The sequence below is a fragment of the Trinickia sp. genome, from assembly GCF_051953405.1.
Taxonomy (GTDB): domain Bacteria; phylum Pseudomonadota; class Gammaproteobacteria; order Burkholderiales; family Burkholderiaceae; genus Trinickia.
In genome coordinates, this window is sequence record NZ_JBQCIV010000086.1 from 207869 (window position 1) to 228665 (window position 20797).

At 64.0% G+C, this 20797-nt stretch carries 19 protein-coding genes and 1 pseudogene; 13 read left to right on the forward strand and 7 right to left on the reverse strand.

The features are described from left to right. Positions 1-2 precede the first annotated feature (2 nt). The 8 genes from ACTHN9_RS15615 to ACTHN9_RS15650 are packed head-to-tail and all read left to right on the forward strand — an operon-like array spanning position 3 to position 7575. A complete protein-coding gene (locus ACTHN9_RS15615) occupies positions 3-683 on the forward strand; it encodes an energy transducer TonB (RefSeq protein WP_440537679.1) in 681 nt (226 codons plus the stop codon). A gap of 14 nt (positions 684-697) precedes the next feature. Then, on the forward strand, positions 698-1534 hold the full coding sequence (locus ACTHN9_RS15620; RefSeq protein ID WP_440537680.1) for a DUF1868 domain-containing protein: 837 nt from the start codon (positions 698-700) through the stop codon (positions 1532-1534). A gap of 30 nt (positions 1535-1564) precedes the next feature. Continuing rightward, entirely contained in the window at positions 1565-2734 is a 1170-nt protein-coding gene (locus tag ACTHN9_RS15625; RefSeq protein ID WP_440537681.1) for a LacI family DNA-binding transcriptional regulator, read from the forward strand. Continuing rightward, complete coding sequence (locus tag ACTHN9_RS15630; protein WP_440537682.1) at positions 2731-3993, forward strand: ABC transporter substrate-binding protein; 1263 nt, start codon at positions 2731-2733, stop codon at positions 3991-3993. The genes ACTHN9_RS15625 and ACTHN9_RS15630 overlap by 4 nt, the downstream gene beginning before the upstream one ends. Next, positions 3990-5069, forward strand: coding sequence for an ABC transporter ATP-binding protein (locus tag ACTHN9_RS15635; RefSeq protein ID WP_440537683.1), 1080 nt, complete (start codon positions 3990-3992; stop codon positions 5067-5069). Before ACTHN9_RS15630 ends, ACTHN9_RS15635 begins: the two co-directional genes overlap by 4 nt. Further along, positions 5066-5914, forward strand: coding sequence for an ABC transporter permease (locus ACTHN9_RS15640; RefSeq protein ID WP_440537684.1), 849 nt, complete (start codon positions 5066-5068; stop codon positions 5912-5914). The genes ACTHN9_RS15635 and ACTHN9_RS15640 overlap by 4 nt, the downstream gene beginning before the upstream one ends. 34 nt (positions 5915-5948) lie before the next feature. Further along, the gene (locus tag ACTHN9_RS15645; RefSeq protein ID WP_440537685.1) at positions 5949-6818 is read left to right on the forward strand and encodes an ABC transporter permease; all 870 of its coding nucleotides are present in this window, start codon (positions 5949-5951) and stop codon (positions 6816-6818) included. Next, positions 6787-7575: a chorismate mutase gene (locus ACTHN9_RS15650; RefSeq protein WP_440537686.1), complete on the forward strand. Its 789-nt coding sequence runs from the start codon at positions 6787-6789 to the stop codon at positions 7573-7575. Before ACTHN9_RS15645 ends, ACTHN9_RS15650 begins: the two co-directional genes overlap by 32 nt. Here the strand turns inward: ACTHN9_RS15650 and ACTHN9_RS15655 are convergent. Then, positions 7569-8834 carry a DUF2252 family protein gene (locus ACTHN9_RS15655; protein WP_440537687.1) on the reverse strand — a complete coding sequence of 422 codons (1266 nt, stop codon included), beginning with the start codon at positions 8832-8834 and terminating at the stop codon, positions 7569-7571. The two genes, ACTHN9_RS15650 and ACTHN9_RS15655, sit on opposite strands and share 7 nt — an antisense overlap. A 295-nt stretch (positions 8835-9129) precedes the next feature. On the opposite strand from ACTHN9_RS15655, the gene ACTHN9_RS15660 reads away from it, so the two are divergent. From ACTHN9_RS15660 to ACTHN9_RS15680, 5 genes and pseudogenes are all read left to right on the forward strand, one after another. Beyond that, on the forward strand, positions 9130-9444 hold the full coding sequence (locus ACTHN9_RS15660) for a type II toxin-antitoxin system RelE/ParE family toxin (RefSeq protein ID WP_440537688.1): 315 nt from the start codon (positions 9130-9132) through the stop codon (positions 9442-9444). A gap of 1 nt (position 9445) precedes the next feature. After that, a pseudogene (locus ACTHN9_RS15665) lies at positions 9446-9781 on the forward strand (addiction module antidote protein); the annotation flags it as partial. Positions 9782-10123: 342 nt separating this feature from the next. Beyond that, entirely contained in the window at positions 10124-10702 is a 579-nt protein-coding gene (locus ACTHN9_RS15670) for a DUF2760 domain-containing protein (RefSeq protein WP_440537689.1), read from the forward strand. Beyond that, positions 10699-12564: an Hsp70 family protein gene (locus tag ACTHN9_RS15675; RefSeq protein WP_440537690.1), complete on the forward strand. Its 1866-nt coding sequence runs from the start codon at positions 10699-10701 to the stop codon at positions 12562-12564. The genes ACTHN9_RS15670 and ACTHN9_RS15675 overlap by 4 nt, the downstream gene beginning before the upstream one ends. 19 nt (positions 12565-12583) lie before the next feature. Continuing rightward, on the forward strand, positions 12584-15370 hold the full coding sequence (locus tag ACTHN9_RS15680) for an Hsp70 family protein (protein ID WP_440537691.1): 2787 nt from the start codon (positions 12584-12586) through the stop codon (positions 15368-15370). Positions 15371-15405: 35 nt separating this feature from the next. Here the strand turns inward: ACTHN9_RS15680 and ACTHN9_RS15685 are convergent, their stop codons facing one another. From ACTHN9_RS15685 to ACTHN9_RS15710, 6 genes are all read right to left on the reverse strand, one after another. Beyond that, on the reverse strand, positions 15406-15747 hold the full coding sequence (locus ACTHN9_RS15685; RefSeq protein WP_440537692.1) for an L-rhamnose mutarotase: 342 nt from the start codon (positions 15745-15747) through the stop codon (positions 15406-15408). A gap of 29 nt (positions 15748-15776) precedes the next feature. Beyond that, entirely contained in the window at positions 15777-16910 is a 1134-nt protein-coding gene (locus ACTHN9_RS15690) for a mannitol dehydrogenase family protein (RefSeq protein WP_440537693.1), read from the reverse strand. Positions 16911-16941: 31 nt separating this feature from the next. Then, complete coding sequence (locus ACTHN9_RS15695) at positions 16942-17952, reverse strand: zinc-binding alcohol dehydrogenase family protein (RefSeq protein WP_440537694.1); 1011 nt, start codon at positions 17950-17952, stop codon at positions 16942-16944. Positions 17953-18053: 101 nt separating this feature from the next. Continuing rightward, positions 18054-19070: an aldo/keto reductase gene (locus tag ACTHN9_RS15700; RefSeq protein ID WP_440537701.1), complete on the reverse strand. Its 1017-nt coding sequence runs from the start codon at positions 19068-19070 to the stop codon at positions 18054-18056. Between the two features lie 148 nt (positions 19071-19218). Then, positions 19219-20166, reverse strand: a complete 948-nt coding sequence (locus ACTHN9_RS15705) for an ABC transporter substrate-binding protein (RefSeq protein WP_440537695.1) — start codon at positions 20164-20166, stop codon at positions 19219-19221. Positions 20167-20205: 39 nt separating this feature from the next. Next, positions 20206-20797: ABC transporter permease (locus ACTHN9_RS15710; RefSeq protein ID WP_440537696.1), on the reverse strand; the 592-nt coding region annotated here is incomplete at its 5' end.

The window sequence follows — 20797 nt, forward strand, 5'->3', positions numbered from 1 at the left end:
CGATGAACACGACCCTCTCCGCCGGATCCATGCCCGGCCACGCGCCGGATCGCACGTTCGCGCTGGCGCTGGTGCTCGCGCTCGTGCTCGAGGCGGGACTCGGTTGGCTCATGCTGCGCCCGCGCCCGCCCGCTCCGGTGCCGCCCGCTCCGGTGAGGCTCAAGGTGGCCCACATCGTGCAAATCGCCGATGCGCCGCCTCCCCCGCCGCCGGCGCCGACGCCGCCCAAGCCGCATGAGCCGCCGCACCACGCAACGCCGCCGAAGCCCGCGCCGGCACCGGCGCCGCACCCGACGCAGCACGAGACCCCGGCGCCTGCGCCCGCCCCCGCGGCGCAGACGCCGCAACCGGCGCAACCGGCGCAACCGGTTCAGCCCGCTCAGCCGCCCGCGCCGGCCACGCCGCCCAGCCGCATCAAACCCGGCGTGCGTCACGGCGTCGTGCCGCTGCAGCGCGTCGAACCCGATTACCCGCCGCGCGCGCTCGCGAACAACGTCGAAGGCTCGGTCGTCGCCGATTTGACGATCGAGCCGGACGGCACCGTCAGCAACGTACGCATCGTCAAGGCGGACCCGCCGGGCGTCTTCGATCGCGCGGCCGAGAAAGCCCTACGCCAGTGGAAGTTCTCCGCGAGCGACAGCGGGATCGTCGGCGAAGTCGAACTCAATTTCGTTTTGAATTAGGACCTACTCCCTCCATGAATCCGATGCGACGCTTACTCTTGCTGAACGCCTCGATCCTTGCCTGCGGCACCGCCGTTGCCGCCGCCAAATCGCTGCCGACGATGCGTCCCGGCGATTCCACCGCCCCCTATCCGTCGGAAGTCGATCGCAAGTTCACCGCCGCGGGCGACGCGCTGCCTTTTCGCGGCAATACGATGCTCTCGCACATTGCGCTCGGCACGACGGCATCGAACGCGTTGATCGCGGTGCGCAACACGATCAACCGCCGGTCGTTCAGCCATTGCCTGGCCTTCACCCCGCCCTCGAGCTATCACATGACGGTGATTCAGGGCGCCGACGACGACGTGCGCAAGCCCGGATTCTGGCCGGCCGACTTGCCGCTCGATACGCCGCTTGCCGCATGCACCGCGCATTTCGAGCGCAAGCTGGCGAATTTCCAGCTCGATTGCGCGCTACCGTTTCGGATGCGCATCGTCGATTTCAGCGCCCATCGCGACTCCGGCGCCACCGTGCGGCTGGAGCCGGCCGACGCCTCGGAAAATCGGAAGATCCGCGGCCTGCGCGATAGAATCGCCGATCTGCTGGAGATCCGAGCGCCAGGTCACGAACAATATGGTTTTCATGTAACGCTGGCATACTTGGTGAACTGGATGGACGAGGCGCAAACGCAAGACTATCTGTCGGTCCAGTCCGATTGCCTTAAGTTTCTACAAAAGACCGTCCCGGTGCTCGAACTCGGTGCACCGGAGTTTTGCACCTTCACCGATATGAATGCTTTCGACATGCAATTCTTGGTAGGACAGGCGCCGCAGCGCGTCCCGCTCTCGGCTGCACCGACTAACCACGCATGAGGTCGGCCTTCCCGCCCGCGCGCCCGTCGCATGGCGCATTCCATCCGCTTTCCGGGGCAGCGGCACGCCATGCATAAGCCAACGAGCCGCGTCACGATTCGCGACGTCGCCAAGCGGGCGGGCGTCAGCTTTCAAACGGTTTCGCTCGTCCTCAATCACCCCGAGCGTGTTGCCGACGAGACGCGCACGCGCGTGCAGCTCGCCATCGATGCGCTCGGATTCGTGCCGAGCATGGCGGCACGTTCGCTAAGAAAACAGCCCACGCGGACGCTCGCGTGTATTTTCTTCGGGCCGCGTGCCTCCTATGACAATCGCACGTTTCAGATTCAGGACACCTACCTGAACAATGTCGTGCAGATGCTCACGCGTGTCGCCGATCAAGCGGGTTACGCGCTTTTGCAACGGAATCTACCCGACGCGGACGCCGACGCGCTGAACGAGATCCACCATCTTTTTGCGGCCGGCCGCATCGACGGCATGGTGGCGGTGGTCGGAAAGGGCTCGCATCCGATCTTGCCCGAGCTGGAACGCCAAGGCTTCCCGTTCGTCTTGTTCGGCACGACGCATCCCAAGTACGCGTTTGTCGCGCAAGCCAACGAAGAAGCCACGGTGCGGATCGTCGATCATTTGCACGCGGGCGGTTGCCGTAACATCGCCTTTATCCCGGGCCAGCGCGACGGCCACGTTCACGACGACGTCGACGAACGGCAACGCGGTTACGCGCGCGCCATGAAGGGTCTGCGCTTGCGCGTCGAGAAGCGATGGCAGCGCGCCGGCGATTGGTCGCTCGCAAGCGGACACCGCATCGCGCACGAACTGTGCGCGGACCCGCGCGACCGGCCCGACGCCTTGATTTTCGCGAGCGACCGGATGGCGCTCGGCGCACTCAAGGGCTTGCACGAGTTGAAGGTTCGCGTGCCCGACGAGGTGGCGGTCGCGGGATTCGACAATATGCAATACGACGAATTCAGCATTCCGTCGTTGACTAGCGTGCATTCGCCGATCCTCGAAATGGCCGACGCCGCCGTGAAGTTCCTGCTCGCCCAAATCGAAGGGAAAGCGGAACTCGCCGAGTGTCAAAAAGTTTTCGAAGCACCGCTCGTCATGCGCGATAGCACGCCTGCCGAGCCGGCACATGCACCGGCACCGGCGCCGGTACCGAGCACGCGGGGCAAGGCAAGACGGAGCCCGGTTTTGTGAAGCGCCCGGCAGTGATCGGCATCGGGGCGGCAGTCGCGGCGATCACGGCCTTCGGGTTGATCGGGGCGTTTCTCTCTCGCGCGCCCGCGCGCGACCACCCGCTGGCGGCTCGCGAGCCCGGCGTGGATTTGCGGACCATCGATCGCAACGATTTTTATCGCATCGTCGTTCCGCTTGCCAAGCGCGAAGGCTCGGTCGATCTGTACAGTTTTGCGCCCGCGTTTCCGCCGTTTTGGAAGGAAGTGCTGATTCCGCGTTTCGAAGCGAAGTACGGCATCAAAGTCCATTTTTTCAACGTTAAGCCGGATCTGGCCGATCAGCAGCTCATTGCGCTGCGCTCGCTCGGCCGGGCGCCGCCCGCGGACGTGTATTTCGCACCGGGCAGTCACATGCGCCAGTATCGGCTGAACGCGCTGGCCGCCGATTACGATCTGGCCGCGATATTGCCCGAGGCGTCGGCCTACCCGTCCGATCTGCTTGCACGCACGGCACGAGACGGCCGCTTCATTCCGTTTCACTTCAATCAAACCGCGCTAGCCTACGACAGCGCGCGCCTGGCGCAAACGTCCGTCCCGCGCGATTTCGATGCACTGCTGCGCTGGGCGCAGGCCCATCCCAATCAATTCGCGCTGACCGCACCCCGAAGCGGCGGCTCCGGGCAGGGCCTGCTGCTGGCGGTCACGTATCGCTTCATGAGCGCCGAATGCCGTAACACGTTTGCCGATGCGTGGAAGCGCGATGCCGACGCGAACCGCTGGGTCGAGGCGAGCGGGTGTATGGACCCGGCGTGGCACTATCTCCGGGCGCTCGTGAAAGTATCGGTACTGACGAACGGCAATGCCGACACGCAAAACCTGCTGGCCAACAAGGCCGTGACGATCGGTACCGTCTGGGAAGACGGCGCCTATACGTTTCTCAAGCAAAAGCTGTTGGAGCCGACCGTTGCGTTGACGGTCCCGCGGCCCGGCATGCCGGGTTCCGCCGACGTGCTGTTCGCCGTGGCCGGCACGCGGCATCCCGCCGCGGCGCTGCTGCTGATAGACTTCGCGCTATCCCGCCCGATTCAACAATGGAAGCTCGACGAAATGGCATCGCGCACCGGACGCGTCGACATTAACGGCAGCACGCACGACACGGGCCCGGCGGCCCCCTTCATGGTGCCGCAATCGTCCCGCAATCCCAATTTGATTTGGCCGCCGGCCGCTATGATCGTTGCGCTCGATCGCGGGTTCGATCGCCACGTGATGATGCAGCGATGACGACGCCGGCCGGGGCTCTGTTGGAGGTGGACGGCCTCGCTAAGCGCTACGGTGAGGCGTGGGCGCTGCACCCCACTTCGTTGCGGGTCGCCGCCGGCGAATTCGTGTGCGTGCTCGGCGCCTCGGGATGCGGGAAATCGACGCTCCTGAGCCTGCTCATGGGCATCGCCGCACACGACGGCGGCACAATCCATCTTGCCGGACGGCGCGTGGACGATCGGCCGCCCGAGTCGCGCGATATGGCGATGGTGTTTCAGTCCCACGCGTTGTTCGGCCATATGAGCGTCCGCCGCAATCTCACGTTCGGGCTGAGAATGAAGAAGGTGCCCGCCGACGAGCAGCGGCGACGCGTCGACGAGATGATCGAACTGTGCCGCTTGGGCGAGTACGTCGATCGGATGCCCGCTCAGTTGTCGGGCGGCCAACAACAGCGCGTGGCGCTGGCGCGAGCGCTCGTCATGCGCGCCGCCATTACCCTTTACGACGAGCCGCTCTCGAACCTGGACCCCAAGCTGCGCCAAAGCTTGCGCGACGACATCGTCCGCTTGCATCGCAAGATGCACCAGGCGGCGCTTTTCGTCACGCACGACGCCACCGAAGCGATGGTCATGGCCGACCGAATCATCGTCATGCAAGGCGGGCGCATCGTCGAAACCGGCACCCCCGAATCGCTCTATCGCGAGCCGAGACGTAGCGTGACGGCCGAGCTTTTCGGGGCGGGCAATTTGATCGAGGTCGCGCTCGCCCGCGATACGGCAACCTTACCGGGCAATCTAAGCGCGGCGCTGTCCCGAACGGTCGACGACGGCAGGCGGCATGGCGTCGCGGTGATCCGCGAAGAATCCATCCGATTGAGTCCGAACACGGGCGGCATCGCCATCGTGCTCGAGCGGCAGTTCGTCGGCGCCCTCGCCCGGTACCAGGTCGATCTGCAAGGGTTGAGGCTCAGTGCGATAGCGGACGGCAACAGCGTGCCCCTCGTACCGGGCACACGCGTCGACGTCCGATTCGAGCAGCCGCTTCATCTTCTCGAAGACGACGCGGTTGCCGGTCTCGAAGCACGAGCGTCATCATGAATCGCACGCGGCGGTGGGTCATATTCGTGTCGGTCGTCCCGGCGGTCGCACTTTTGATGCTGCTGTTTTACGTGCCGCTCGCCGCGGCGTTGTACCAAAGCGTCGACGACCGGCGACGGGGTTTCACGCTCGCCGCGTACGGTTCGCTCTTGCACGATGCCTCGGTGCGGCGCGGCCTGCTCTTTTCGCTCGAATATGCGTTGGCCTCCACGATCGCCGCATTCGTCTACGGGATGATTTGGGCGGCGCTCATGCGCCGAGCCTTCCCGGGAAAGCGATGGTTCGGTGCGCTCAGCCGCGCACCGATCACGATTCCCGGCATCGCCGTTGCGTTGATGATGCTGACGCTGCTCGAGCAAGGCGGCTTTCTGGCGCGCTCGCTCGCGCCGTTAGGCATCGTGTTGCCGCGCATCGTACGAGATCCGGACGGTATCGGAACGGTCATCGGGCTCGCATGGAAGGAAGCGCCGCTCATGGGCGCGATCGTTGCGGCCGCGTTCGGCGGTTTGAAGCCGGAGGTCGTACAGGCGGCTCGCTCGCTAGGCGCGAGCCCTTGGCGCGCCTTTTGGTTGATCCAGGTGCCGGCCGCGATGCCCGGCCTTGCGGCCGCCGCCATACTCGGATTCGTCCGTGCGCTCGGCGCATTTGCCATCCCGAGCCTGCTCGGTCCCGCCTATCCCAAACCGATTCTCGTGCTGTTGTACGACGCATTCGAATATGGCGATTGGCCGCGCGTTTATACGATCGGCATTTTGTTCGCGTCGGTATCGCTGTTTGTTGCCTGGCTGTATCACAGGGTCATGCGCGCAATCGAAGGGGGAGACGGTGGGCGAGCGAGCGCGTAACGACGGCAACGGCGGCAACAGCACGGTGGAAAACATGCGAACGAGCCCACGCGGCGTGCGCTCTGCGCCTCGTGGCCTGCTGTTGTCCGTCGCACTCTATGTCCAGTTGGCTGCCGTGCTGGGTATCCCTTTGCTCGTGCTGGTGCTTTGGTCCTTCTCGGACGGTTGGTTTCCTCCCGACGTTTTTCCGCAAGCGTATACGGGTGCGCATTGGCGTGCGTCGCTAAGCGATCCGCTGCTCGGCCAGGCATTGTTGTCGAGCCTCGCGATTGCCGTGCTCGTCACCATTCCGTCCGCGCTGCTGGCGATTCCGCCGGCATGGGCGATGTCGAGAATGCCGCCTCGCACGCGACGCCTCTTCGAACTAGCCGTTCTCGCACCGCTGATCGTTCCCGGCATCGTGATTGCCACGACACTGGGCAAACTGCTTTTACTCGCTCACCTGAGCTACACGTGGGCCGGCGTGGTGCTGGCCCAACTCGTCGGTACCCTGCCGCTCATGATTCGCATCCTCTGCGCGAGCTTCTTGGGGGTTTCGGCGCAAAGCATGGCAGCGGCACGTTCGCTCGGCGCCAATCCGTACCAGGCCGTTTGGCACGTTGCGCTGCCCATGGCGCGGCGCGCGCTGTTTGCGGGCAGCCTAATCGTATTCGCGAGCAGCTTGGAAGAATTCGATAAGACGTTTGTAATCGGCGCGCCGAATATTCAAACGCTACCGGTGTTGCTTTACTTCCGGCTCGACGGCGCCGGCATCGTATTTCCCGTCGCGGCGGTGTCTAGCCTGATCTTGACGCTGCCGGGCCTGATCATCCTTCTGCTGGCGGCACGGGCTGCGAGCCGGGATCGGAAGGGGACGAGCGCGGAGCATATCGATGCGACCAGCTATCTCGATGCAGGGTACTAGGTTTCGTCATTCGATTTTATTAAGATTTTCAGAAATCGTTTATCAGAAAATCCTTACACCGATCGAGAAACTTATTCAACGATTTTCTTTTAACGAAATCTTATATACACTCACCCGTCTCAAGAAGGAAATCTCAAATCAATCAAGGGTATTGTCGATCGATATGGCACCTCACCGTTTAAAGCTCCCCCTACGCGCGGCCCTGGCCGCGTTCGTCGCGTTTGCAGCATTCGGCGCGCAGGCCGCGCACGCGGGCGACGCCAAGCATCTGCTGCGGCCGCTCGTCGAAAGCTCGGCGCGCCGGCTGGCGATCGGCGATCAGGTCGCGCTGTCGAAGTGGGACAGCGGCACGAGCGTCGAAGATCCGGCACGTGAAAGCGTCGTGATAGCGAATGCCGTCACGGAAGGGCAGCGTTCGAATTTGGCGGCAGACGACGTCACGCGGTTTTTCAAAGCGCAGATCGAGGCAAACAAGCTCGTCCAGTACGAACTGCTCGCCAGGTGGAGGCGTGCCGGCTACGCGCCGCCGCACACGCCGGTCGATCTGAAGGGCACCATTCGCCCCGAACTCGACCGCCTGCAAACGGAGATGATCGCCGAACTCGCTGCCGCGGATGCCGTGTTCGATAGCAAGGAATGCGCAAAGGACGTGGCACGCGCCGTCGGCCATTACGCATTCGAGCATCAGTTCGATCCGGCCGACCTGCCGGTACTGGCACTCGACCGTGCGATGGCGGGATTTTGTCGCGTCTACTGACGAGGTCGACGTGAAGCACGCTGTGTTTGCGAGCCTCCGCTAAGTGCATACCGACGGCAATGTTCGAGGTAATCGGCTTCGTGCGCAGCGACGAGATCCACGATGCTGCGCCAAAGCCAGGGCGGTGCGTCGCTGGATTTGGCGTTTCGGCGACGCATTTCCCTGAACCAGGCGCGACGCGTTTCGATGTCCATTTGCTGCGCATGCGCCTGCCCCACCACGAGCGCGAGAAAGCGCGCGGCCTTGACGGCGTCCGCTTCGGTCAACCGTTCCGTCTCCAGCTTCAAATCCTGCGGCATCAATTCGCGAATGACGACCGCGTGGCGATCCACGCGCGACGCGCACATTCGGTTTCCAAGCATGGGCGAAACGTGCCGTGCGCCTTCCACCACCCGTTGGGCGGCGTTTCGCGGGATACGGGCGCCGCGTTGTTGAGGCGCCGCGGCGCCCGCCGCCTCCTTGATATCGAGAAGAATTGGCGGCTTCCCGTTCGAGCACGCACCGTCGATATCGAGCAAGACCGCATAACGGCGGCGTCCGAGGGAACTGCATCCTTTCACCCAGTAGGCGGCGTCGAGCAGGGTCATGGCGCCTTCGCCGGGCGCTTCTTGGCACAGGGCCGTGTAAATATCGGATGCCGAATCGGATTCGAACAATGCGCGAATCGACGCTTTCTCCTTCGCCGATAGGGGCCAGAAGCGCTTCCCCAAGGGAATGCTCGGTGTGGCATCCCCAGTGGCCTGGCGGTTCAGCGCGCGCCATGAGCGGTGAAGCGCCGCTTTCATGGCGATGCGCACGACGTGCGGCCGTTGCGCATGAACCATCCCGCCGTCGTGGCTGCCGTCGAACGCTTGCCCGTATCCCTCGATCAGCGCTTGCATCATGCGGGCGGTGATGACGCCGGGGAGATTCGAGCTGCGAGCTGCCGTTGCGAGCGAGAGGCCGAGGCGTAGCAAGTCGTGCACGGGATTGCCGATCGTGGTTTGGTCCAGGTCTCGAATCTGGACCGCCACCTCCCCGTTGCCTCCGGCTATCGGGCCGAGGTTTCCATGGTGGCAGTCGCCGCAGATCCAGATCGGTGGCCCGTCGGGCAGCGAGCCGCCGGGCAGATCGGCGAGCCATGCGTAAAACCGGCCGGCGCTGCCGCGTACATAAGCGTGAGCCGAGCGCGCCATTTTGGCGTTGCGCTTGGCGGCTAGCACGCTCTGCCGTTGATCGGGTGTCGGGTAGTGCCTGGACTGTTTCGTCGCCTTGCCCACGTGCCTCCCTTCGGGCGGTATCGCGCCCTGTTTCGGAAAGCGGTAGCGCGAATCGTGCCTACGCCGATAGGCGTCTGGCGGCTGATCTCATTGCGCGCCACGCCGGCGATTCGAACCGGTGACTTCCGTTGGTCCTGATTTTTCGCGTCGAGGGGGGGCGATCGCGATATTAGGTCACGATACGGCGAACCATTTGATTTTTCTTCCGCACCCCTATCGTCGGCAGAGTCGCAGCGCATCCAACGATCCACGCAATCCTGACGGGCCGGTGCAGGCGTTTGCCAGATCGTAACCCATGAATTACAATCCAACCGTAACAAAGCTGGTCCTCACGCCCGAATTCGACGCTTGGCTATCCCGCTTGCGAGATCGCCAAGCCGCCACGGCAATTGCCGGTCGGCTTGGCCGGGCACGGTTAGGCAACCTTGGGCACTGGCGTGCCGTAGGCGACGGTATCTCAGAGATGAAAATCGACGTCGGCAAAGGCTACCGTGTCTATTTCACGCAGCGAGGCCACATGCTGATCATCGTTTTATGCGGAGGCGACAAGTCCACACAGGCTGCAGATATCAAACGCGCCAAGACCATCGCGAAAGCATTGGAGTTTTGAAATGAAAGTCAGTGAGTTGACGGAATTCGACGCGTCGAAATACCTAAAGGATGAAAATGATTACCGGCTCTATCTGGCGCAAGCATTCGAAGGCGGTGATCCTGTCGAGATCCAAGCTGCGCTCGGCGATGTAGCAAAAGCACGCGGCATGACGGCACTCGCTCGCGAGTCGGGCATAGCGCGTGAGGCGTTGTACCGCGCACTGTCGAAGAGGGGAAACGCCGAATTCGCGACGATCATGAAGGTGATCGCAGCAATGGGCTTGCACCTCACACTGGCGAAATCCGAAACAGTGCCGACGGCCGCTGGAAAAACCAAACCGGCGACAAGAGCCGTTGCGGCTAAGAAAGCGCGCCCAGCCACGAAGCGAGGGGGCAACACAACCTCGGAAAGCCGCCCCCCATCCGGCGATGTGGCACACGCCTGACACCCAATCCGACGCAGTCCGCGATCGCACCGATTTCCGAGCGTAGTCGATTGGCGTCCCCGTCCAGGCCGAAGCGCCAATCGCAGACGCGCAATCCCTCGCCCCCGGCTTCCCTCCCCACAACAAGGCACAATACGGGTTTTGACGGATGTTCCAGGGTGCGCGCCGGGTGCGCCCACCCCACCTCTCCGTCCCTCCTGCGGCCGAGCCTCTTGCCGCCGCAGCCGTACCCAGAACAAGGAGCCCTCTCTCATGACCGACCCGAATCTTTCGTGGACGCGCAGGCTGTCGCTCGCCGTCGGCGCGTTCTTCAGCGTGCTCGGGGATCGCGATTTCGCCGCGGGCGTCGAGCGCCTGCGCAGCGGCCCGGTCCCCGCCGCCCAGGCCCCCACGGCCGCGCCGACCGCAGCGCCGGCGCCAACCGCGGCCCCCGCCCCGACGCTGAAGGAAACGTCCCCCGAGGCGGCGTTCCAATTGCTCGGCCTGCTCCAACGCGATGCCCGCTTCATCGATTTCGTCGAAGAAGACATCGCGAGCTATTCCGATGCCGACATCGGCGCCGCCGCGCGGCTCGTGCACGACGGCTGCCGCGCGACGCTGCGCGAGCATTTCACGATCCAACCCGTGCGCGATGAAGCCGAAGGCAGCCGCGTGACGATCGCAGAAGGGTTCGATTCATCCGCGATCCGCCTCACCGGCAACGTCGTGGGCCAGCCCCCGTTCAGCGGCAGCGTGACCCATCGCGGATGGCGCGTCACCGACGTCCGCCTGCCGAAACTCACGCAGAGCCACAACGCCCGCGTGCTCGCTCCCGCGGAGGTCGAACTGTGAACGCGCCGCGCTATTCGATCGGTCTCGATCTAGGCACCACGCACTGCGCGCTGTCCTACGTCGAACTCGCCAGCAGCGAAGGAGAAGCCCTCACCCAAGGCGTCATGCGCGTCGCGCAACTCACGGCCCCCGGCGCCATCGAGGAACGCGACCTGCTGCCCTCGTTCCTCTACCTGCCGCACGCGGACGAATTGGCCCCCGCCGATCTGGCGTTGCCCTGGGCGAGCGAGCGCGACTTCGCTGTCGGCGAAATGGCGCGCAGCCGTGGGGCCGGCACGCCGATTCGCCTCGTCTCGAGCGCCAAGAGCTGGCTCTGCCATCCCGGTGTCGATCGCCGCGCGGCCATTCTTCCGGCCGATGCGCCGCCCGAAGTCGCACGCGTCTCGCCGCTCGAAGCGTCGGTGCGCTATCTGAGCCATCTGCGCGACGCGTGGAACCACGCGCACCCCGATGCCCCGTTCGACGAACAAGACATCACCGTTACGATTCCCGCATCGTTCGACCCGGCCGCACGCGAATTGACCGCCGAAGCCGCGAACGCCGCGGGCTATGGCCGCATGACGCTGCTCGAGGAGCCGCAAGCCGCCCTCTATAGCTGGATCCAGTCGAGCAGCGGCGCATGGCGCAAGCGGGTCAAGGTCGGCGACATCATCCTCGTCGTCGATATCGGCGGCGGCACGACCGATTTGTCGCTGATCGCCGTCATCGAGCGCGACGGCAATCTCGAGCTGCATCGCATCGCCGTCGGCGATCACATTCTGCTCGGCGGCGACAACATGGACCTCGCGCTTGCGCACGTCGTTGCGCGCAAGCTCGCCGGGCAAGGCACGCAAATCGACCCGTGGCAACTGCGCGCGCTCACCTATGCATGCCGTGCCGCCAAGGAAACGCTGCTATCCGATGCGGCGGCAGACGCCGTCCCGCTCGTCGTGCCGAGCCGCGGCTCGAAGCTGATCGGCGGCTCCATTCGCACCGAACTCACGCGCGCCGAACTCACGCAGACAATCCTCGATGGATTCTTCCCGCAAGTCGATTCGACCGCGCGGCCCGTGAGCCGCACACGCGCGGGCCTCACGCAACTCGGCCTGCCCTATGCGCAAGACGCCGGGATGACGCGCCATCTCGCCGCATTCCTCGCCCGCCAGGTGGGCGCGCTCGCGGAACTCGGCGGCGAACCGCAGTTGGCCGGGCAATTCGAACTCAATGCGAACGCGACCTTCTTGCATCCGACCGCCGTCCTCTTCAACGGCGGCGTGTTCAAATCGCCGCTGCTCGTCGAGCGCGTCATGTCCGCTGTCAACGGCTGGCTCGCGGCCGATGGCGGCGAGCCGGCACGTCTGCTGGAAGGCGCGGATCTCGACCTCGCAGTGGCGCGCGGCGCCGCCTACTACGGCTTCGTCAAACGCGGCCGCGGCGTGCGGATTCGCGGCGGCACGGCGCGTTCGTACTATGTGGCGATCGAATCGGCCATGCCCGCCGTGCCGGGCCTCGAACCGCCCATCTCCGCGCTTTGCGTGGCGCCGTTCGGCATGGAAGAAGGCACCGATGCGCCGCTGCCGGAGCAAGAGTTCGGGCTCGTCGTCGGCGAGCCCGTCCAGTTTCGATTCTTCGGTTCATCCGTGCGCCGGCAAGATCAGGTGGGCACCCTGCTCGATTACTGGCCGCCGGAAGAGCTGCAAGAACTCGAGGCGATTCAAGCGACACTGCCGACGGAAGGGCGCAGTGCGGGCGATGTCGTACCGGTCAAGCTGCATGCGTACGTGACCGAGACAGGCATGCTGCAACTCGAGGCGGTGCCGCGCGGCTTGGCCGAACGCTGGAAGGTCGAGTTCGACGTTCGCGGTGGTGCCGCGCAAACATGAACGCGCGGCGGGGCAACCGATGAAGCGCTACTTTGTCGGCATCGACCTCGGTACGAGCAATACGGTCGTCGCTTTCAACGAAAGGGGCTCTGACGGGATCCGGGTGTTCGAGATCGAGCAACTCGTCGGGCTCGGCGAGGTCAGCGCGCGGCCGTTATTGCCGTCCGTGCGTTATCACGCCGCCGCGGGCGAACTGAACCCCGGCGATGTGCAATTGCCGTGGCACCGCGCCGAGCCGGACGGGACACCGGCCCCGATCGTCGGACAGCTTGCGCGTTCGCTCGGCGCGCAAGTGCCGGGGCGGCTCGTGGCGAGCGCGAAAAGCTGGCTCTCTTATTCCGCGGTGGACCGCCTTGCGGCGATCTTGCCGTGGGGTGCGCCCGACGACGTCAAGAAAGTCTCCCCCGTCGAAGCAAGCGCAAGCTACCTCGCCCACGTGCGCGCCGCTTGGAACGCGCGTTTTCCCGATGCGCCGCTCGAAGCGCAGGAGGTCGTGCTCACCGTGCCCGCTTCGTTCGACGAGGGCGCACGGGCCTTGACGCTCGAAGCGGCGCGGCTCGCGCAGCTTCCCGATTTGCGTCTGCTCGAAGAACCGCAAGCTGCGTTCTACGATTGGCTGTATCGGCACCGCACCCGCCTCGCCGAAGCGCTCCCCGATACCCGGCTCGTCCTGATCTGCGATGTCGGCGGCGACACGACCGACCTGACGCTGATCCAGGTGGACAAAGACGCCGACGGTACACCGCAACTCACGCGCGTCGGCGTGGGCAACCATCTGATGCTCGGCGGCGACAACATGGACCTCGCGCTAGCGCGCCTGGTCGAGACGCGCCTCGTGCAGGGCCAACCCGCCAACGCGCGGCTGTCCGCATCGAGCTTGTCTCAACTGGTCGAACGCTGCCGGGTCGCGAAAGAACAGTTGCTGGCGCAAGACGCGCCCGCGTCGGTATCGATCACGCTGTTGGGCGCCGGCTCGCGCGTCGTCGGCGGCGCCCGCACGACTCAACTCACTCGCGAGGAGGTCGAGCAAGTTGTCGTGGAGGGATTCTTTCCGGCGGTGGCAGCCGGCGAAACGCCGCGCCGCTCGCGCTCGGCGATCGTCGAGTTCGGCCTGCCCTATGCGAGCGACCCGGGCGTCACGCGCCACATTGCGGGATTTCTGAGGCGTCATGCCGCACAGTCGCGGCAGGCGTTAAACGACGAAGCGGATCGCGATAGTCCGCCGCCGATACCCGATACGCTGCTATTGAACGGCGGCGTCTTTCGGGCGCCGGCTTTGACCGCGCGGCTGGCGCAGACACTCGCCGAATGGCGCGGCGCACCGCTGCACGTGCTGAACAACGATCATCCGGACGTTGCGGTGGCGCGCGGCGCAGTCGCCTACAGTCTCGCGCGCGCGGGTGCCGCACCGCGCATCGGCGGCGGCTCCGCACGCAGCTATTTCCTCGTGCTCGACGACGGCCAAGGCGTTTGCTTGCTGCCGCGCGGAACGCAAGAAGCGCACGAGGTTCGACTGGACGAGCGCGTGTTCGCGCTGCGGCTTGGCCAGCCCGTGCGCTTCCCCCTCGTCTCGACGGTCGCTCAGACATCGTTTGGCGCGGGCGAACTTACGGATCTGTCCCAAGGCGATTTCGTTCGTCTGCCGCCACTCGCCACCGTCGTGCGGCGACAGCATGCGTCCGATCCCGATGAACGCCGGGTACGGCTCACGGCCTCGATCACGGAAGTCGGCACGTTGGAGATGAATTGCATCTCGATCGACGATCCAGCCCAACGCTGGCGCTTGCAATTCGAATTGCGACGCGATGAAGCGGCGGCCGCGGCCGATGGCGCCGATGCAGGGCCGACGACCGAGCGGCATCCGTCGCTCGATCAAGCCGTCGGATCGATCGAGCGTGCGTTCGGCGCGCGTATCGCCGGTGTGGCACCGGGCGAAGTCAAGCGGCTGCGCGCCACGCTCGAGCAGATGCTGGGGCCGAGCGAACATTGGGATGTGGGGCTGTTGCGCGCGCTGTTCGACACCCTCTGGGAACGGGCGAAGCGACGGCGACGTTCGGCCGATCATGAGCGCGTGTGGCTCAACCTCGCCGGTTTTTGCCTGCGGCCCGGATTCGGCTATCCGCTCGACGATTGGCGTGTGGGTCAAATATGGGCGATCTTCGACGACGGTATCCAGTACATCCATGAAAGCCGCGTGTGGTCCGAATGGTGGACGTTGTGGCAGCGGGCGGCGGGCGGCCTGGACGAAGAAGCGCAGTCGCAACTGTTCGATGCGATGGACTTCCTCCAAGCAGCCAACATCGAGAAGCGAAAACTGCCGTTCGATCCGGCCAAGGTCGGCCAGGCCGGGATGATCCGCGTGCAGGCTTCGCTGGAACGCATCGAAGTCGAGCGCAAGATCCAACTCGGGGAGCACTGGCTGGCGCGTTTGCGCAAGCCTTCCGAGAATCCGCAGACATGGTGGGCGATCGGGCGGATCGGCGCGCGTCGGCCGCTGTATGGCAGCGCACATAGCGTTGTGCCGCCCGAGGTCGCGCAGCGCTGGCTCGAAGAAGTGCTGTCGATCGACTGGAAGAAAGTCGAGCCCGCGGCGTTCGCGGCTGTACAGTTGTCGCGGCTCACAGGCGACCGGTCGCGCGACTTGTCGGAAGCGGCACGTGCCGCCGTGATACGCCGGCTCGAGGCGATGAACGCGGCCCCTGCTTGGATGCGGGTGGTCGGCGAGGTCGTCGCGCTCGACGAGGCCGATACGGGGCGCGCGTTCGGCGAGTCGTTGCCGGCCGGGTTGAAGCTCTTGAGGGATTGAGGCGGCCCGGCCGACCATCGTGGAACGCGCAAGCCCTATCGCTGCTGCCGCAAATCGAAGATTCGCTCCATCGGCACCCACTTTTCTCCCTTGGGTGTCCATGGCGTAGGCGCCTGAAATTCCCACATCAACGTTTCCCACTGCTGAACCACCGGATTGGTCGATGCCGCCTGTGCCATTCGATCGGCGTCGTACACGGCATCGTCCGTTTCCATGATCATGAAAAGCCGGGTTCCCAGACGATAGATCTCCATGTTCGAGACGCCATGCTCGCGTATATGTCGAATAACATCCGGCCAAACTTCCCGATGAAATTCCTCATAGCGAGCGATCAGTGCGGGGTCGTCTTTCAAATCCAATGCGAGGCAATAGCGCATGGTGTGTCGTTCTTCTCAGCGTTCGTTCGTCAAATGAGCCCGCGCTTGGCGAGCAGACCGCGCAAGCGCGGCTGCGCGTTTTGCATCGACAACGCGTTCGCCAGTTCGATCAGCGGCATCACCCGCCTCTTGATCTTCGGGATATGGTTTTGCGCGATGTCCGCGATTCGATGATCGAGATACGGATTGCCGAATCGATCGCGCACGCTGGCCAGGTAGTTTTCGGCTCGCTCGCGCATATCCATCGCCTCGAACACCGGTAAGACTTCCTCTTGCCAGACGGCTTCGAGGCCGGCGCGCAGGTGCGTGTCGTGCATCGCCTCGCGCACCGTTTGCGACGGCGACCGCTGTTCCGTCAGCCACTGCTCCGCCAGCCAACTGTGACCCAAGTTGAGAAAGAACAGTTTCAACCGTTCGTAGCTTTGCAGGTCCTCGGTCAGCACGATGCTCTCGTGCGTGCATGGCAAGGTCATTCCGGCACGCCGTTCGATCGCCCAGAGCGCGTAGGGCTCCGCCACCGCGCCCACGGGATCGATCGGTTCGGATACGATCCGATCCACAAGCGAATTAGCCCAAACGCACCGCTCCCGAAGATAGTCGATGAACGGATCGGACGCCGACCATTGCTTCGCTATACCGAGCACGATTTCACGCAGCGTATCGCCGTTGTTCTCCACCAATTCGCAAGGAAAGATGGAGACGCCTTCGTCGGCGCGTTCGCGCCAGCGAGCATGCAGCAAGGCGAGCAGCTTCGCGGGATAACTGTGCGGCACCGCGCCGTCATCCGATAGCATCGCGGGCGAATCTCGCTCGTCGAGGCGATAACCCGTGTCGCCGGTGTTCGACACGATCACGCGAACATCTTCGACCGCCGCACGGCGTATCGTCGCCCAGTCCTTATCGGCGATCCACGCGTCGCGAATCGCATGACAGGTGACAAGGCTATCGACGGCCGCGCCCTGCTCCGCCCCGCGGATACGCACCGGATACCCCTCGCGCCGCGACAATGCGGCAACGCGCGCGAGACTCACCGGGTTGCCCGTGGTCTGCACCACGCCAATGCCGCCGATCGCATCGCCACGCTCCAGCGCTTGCGAGACGAACAGCGCAACGTGCGCCAACAGAAACCGGCTCGTACCGAATTGAAGGATGGGTTCGCTCATGCGGGCTGTCCTGAATACGCCATGCGTTCGTTCAGCATTCCACCAACGCTTTGACCACGGTCTGCCCCGTTTCCAGCAAGCGCGGAAACGCTTCAGGCACATCGGCTAGGCGCATTCGATGGGTATTGAGCGCGCGATCGGGAATGCGGCCCGCACGCATCGCTTCGAGCACGGTCTCGAAATCGGCTGTGGTTGCGTTCCGGCTCGCGAGCAAGGTGGTCTCGCGCTTATGAAACTCGGGATCGGAGAACGTCACCTGTCCCGGCACGATCGAGATCAAGGTGTACTTCCCGCCGTGCGCCACGAATCCGAACCCGCGATTCATCGCATCGATATTGCCCGTCGCATCGAACACCACATCGAAGAACTCGTTATCGGTCAGCGCGGCAAGTTGCTCTGTATCCCCGGGGCCCACCGATACCGCAGCGTCCACCTTCAATTCCGATTGGCAAAGCTCCAACCGGTCCAAGCGCGTATCGAGGCACGTCACGTTAGCGCCGCGCAACTTCGCAAAGATCATGGCAGCCATGCCGATCGGACCGGCCCCGACGACCAGCACACGTTGCTTCGCCGATACGTCGGCGCGTCGCACCGCGTGCGCCCCGATCGCCAAGAATTCGAGCATCGCGGCCTGGTCGAGCGTGACCCCTTCCGCCTTATGAACGAACTGCGCCGGTATGCTGAGGTACTCGGTCAGCGCACCGTCGCGATGCACCCCCAACACCTTGATGTCGACGCAACAATTGGTCTTGCCCTGCCGGCAGGCCACACACCGCCCGCAAGACAGGTACGGCATGACGTACACCGCATCGCCCGCTTCGAACCCCGAAGCGTGTTCCGCCTCCACCACCACGCCGGAGAATTCATGCCCCATCACGCGCGGATATTGCAGATACGGTTGATTGCCCGTGAAGATGTGCAGGTCGGTACCGCAAATTCCGACACGCGACACGCGCAGCAAGACCTCGCCGGCCGCTCGTACGGGTGCGTCGATTTGCTGCGCGCGCAACACTCCCGGTGATTCGCAGATCACGCTAAGCATAGGAATATCCTCTTGATCAAATCATGCGTGGCGAAGGGGCTCGCCTACGCGATAAAACGGTTTTTTCACTGCTGCAAAATCGTTCGAGCAAACAGGCATCGTCATGTTTGCCCCTTCGGTACGGGGGCATTGGCCGCGACAAGCCCGTCGCGGCACAACGCTTGCCAATACGCGTCGGGAATGGGCCGCTCGAGCCATGCGAGGTTTTGCTGCAATTGCGCCACGCTGCGCGCACCGACGACACACGAAACGACCGCCGGGTGCGCAAACGGAAATTGCAGCGCCGCCGCCGGTAGCGGAACGTCGAAGCGGTTGGAGAGGTCGGTTAGGCGCTGTACCTTCTCGATGACGTCGGCCGGTGCATCGCCATAGTTGAACTTCCCGTTGCCGGCGAGTACGCCGGAATTGAATACACCGCCCACGACGACGGCCGTTTCCGCGCGCACGCACGCGTCGAGCAGCGGCTCGAGCGCCGTTTGTTCGAGCAACGTGTACCGTCCCGCGAGCAGCACGACGTCGAGCGGCATTTCGTTCATCGCGTCGACGACGATCTCCCACTCGTTGACGCCGAGGCCGATCGCGCGCACCGCGCCGCTCTCGCGCAACTGCGCCAATGCGCGAAAACCGCCGCCTTCCGTGAGCTGAGCCCAATAGCGAACGTGGCGCTCGCCGTGCGTCATCGTACCGATGTCATGCACGTAAAGGATGTCGATGCGTGCCATCCCTAGCCGCTGCAGGCTGTCCTCGTACGAGCGCATGATGCCGGCGTAGCTGTAATCGTAGACCGGCCGAAACGGTAGAGGCGCAGCCCAACCGTCGTCGCCGGGTCGCACGCCGGCGTCGGGAGACATCAAGCGCCCCACTTTCGTGCTGAGCACGAACGTATCTCTTTCGCGCGCGGCAAGCGCCTGCCCGACACGTCGTTCGGAAAGCGTATAACCGTAGTACGGCGCCGTATCGAAATAGCGTAGGCCCGCCGACCACGCGGCATCCACGAGCGCTTCCGAGTCGCTCCACGAGATCGGGCGATAAAGACCGCCGAGTTGAGAACATCCCAGCCCTAAGGCCGTGAGTTCCAACCCACTGCGCGGCAAGAGACGAATTTCGCGAGCGTTGATCATCGGGTGACGCATGCGTGAATGAATCGATCGTTGAAGGAGTGCCGCCATTCGGCCCGCACCGGCTGCGCACATCGCATCGGCGCGGGCCTCGCGCCCCAAGTCGCATTCCTCGATAAACGAACGGGACCCGGGCACTCGAGCATCTTTAGTACAGGACGTTCTTCGCGGTAGGCGAATCGAGGTTTTGCTTGTCGACCATCACCACGCCCGTATCGATATCCTTCGGCACGCTCTTATGCTCCATGACGTTCACGACCGTCTGAATGCCCTTGTATCCCATCTGATAAGAGCCTTGAACGGCGATGCCCTGGATAGTCCCGTCACGCACGAAGTTTTGCAGATCCTGATTGCCGTCGAATCCGATCGCCACCACTTTGCCCGCCTTCCCGGACTGCTTCAGCGCACGCCCGACCCCGATCGCGGTCGGCTCGTTCGCGCCGAAAATCCCCTTCAAATCGGGGTTCGCGGAGAGCACGTCGGTCGTCTGATTGAGCGCCGTGGCCATTTGCGACTGCGAGTAGTAGGGACCGACGATCTGCAGTTTCGAATGCGCCTCGAGATATTTCTTGAAGCCGCCGACACGCCCGATTTCCGATCCCGCGCCCGGCACGTAGGACATGAGCGCGATCTTTCCGGTCTGGCCCACACGCTCGATCAGCGCTTGTGCGCAAAGCTCGCCGGCCTTCTCGTTGTCGGTCGACAAGAACGACTGGTAGTACTGCTTGCCGGCATCGGAGAGCGCGGAGTCGATCACCACGACGGGGATGTGTGCCTCCCATGCTTTCTTGACCGCCGGCACGAGCGCATCGGGATCCGACGGGGCGAGCAGAATGCCCGCGACATGCCGGTTGACCGCGTTCTCGACCATGTTCACTTCATCGGCAATATCGGATTCGGCGGCGGGACCTTGGAAGGTCATCGTGTAGCCTTTCGCGTCGCCCATGGCGGCCTTCGCGCCTTTCTGCACGTTTTGCCAGTAATTCGAATTGACCGTCTTGACGATGACGGCGATCTCGCCGCCCGCGGCGTACGCACCTGTGCTGAATGCCGCACACAACATCGCCGATACTGCAAAAATCGAAAGCCTGCGCATGTCTCGCTCCTCTTTTTTGATGGTTGAACTACGCTTCGATTACCGCTTCCTGCTTCGCAATTGGTCGATCCACACGGTGCCTAAAATCACGACGCCGATGATGATCTGCTGAATAAAACTCGATACCCCGTTCATGTTCAGGCCGTTGCGCAGCACGCCGATGACGAACGCGCCGATGGCCGTGCCCGAAATCGTGCCCACGCCGCCCATGAGCGACGTGCCGCCGATCACGGCACTGGCGATGGCATCGAGTTCGTACATGACGCCTTCGTTGGGCTGTCCGGTCACGAGGCGCGACATCAGCACGCAGCCCGTCACCCCGGCCAACGCGCCGGAGAGCACATAGGTGAACATCGTCACGCCGCGCACGTCGACACCCGAAAGGCGAGCCGCCTCGGGGTTGGAGCCGACCGCGTAGATGTGCCGGCCGAGCGCCGTCTTCGACAGCAAGATGGCACCCGCAACGAAGAACACGACCATGATCACGACCGGATACGGAATGCCGGGAAACGTCGTGTCTGGAAAGCCGTCCGCGCCGATATGGGAAATGCGGAACAATGCGCCGTTGCCGAGGGCGCCGAAGGCATTGCCGAGATCCGAGACTGGCCGCGCGCCGGTGATCTGCAAGGCG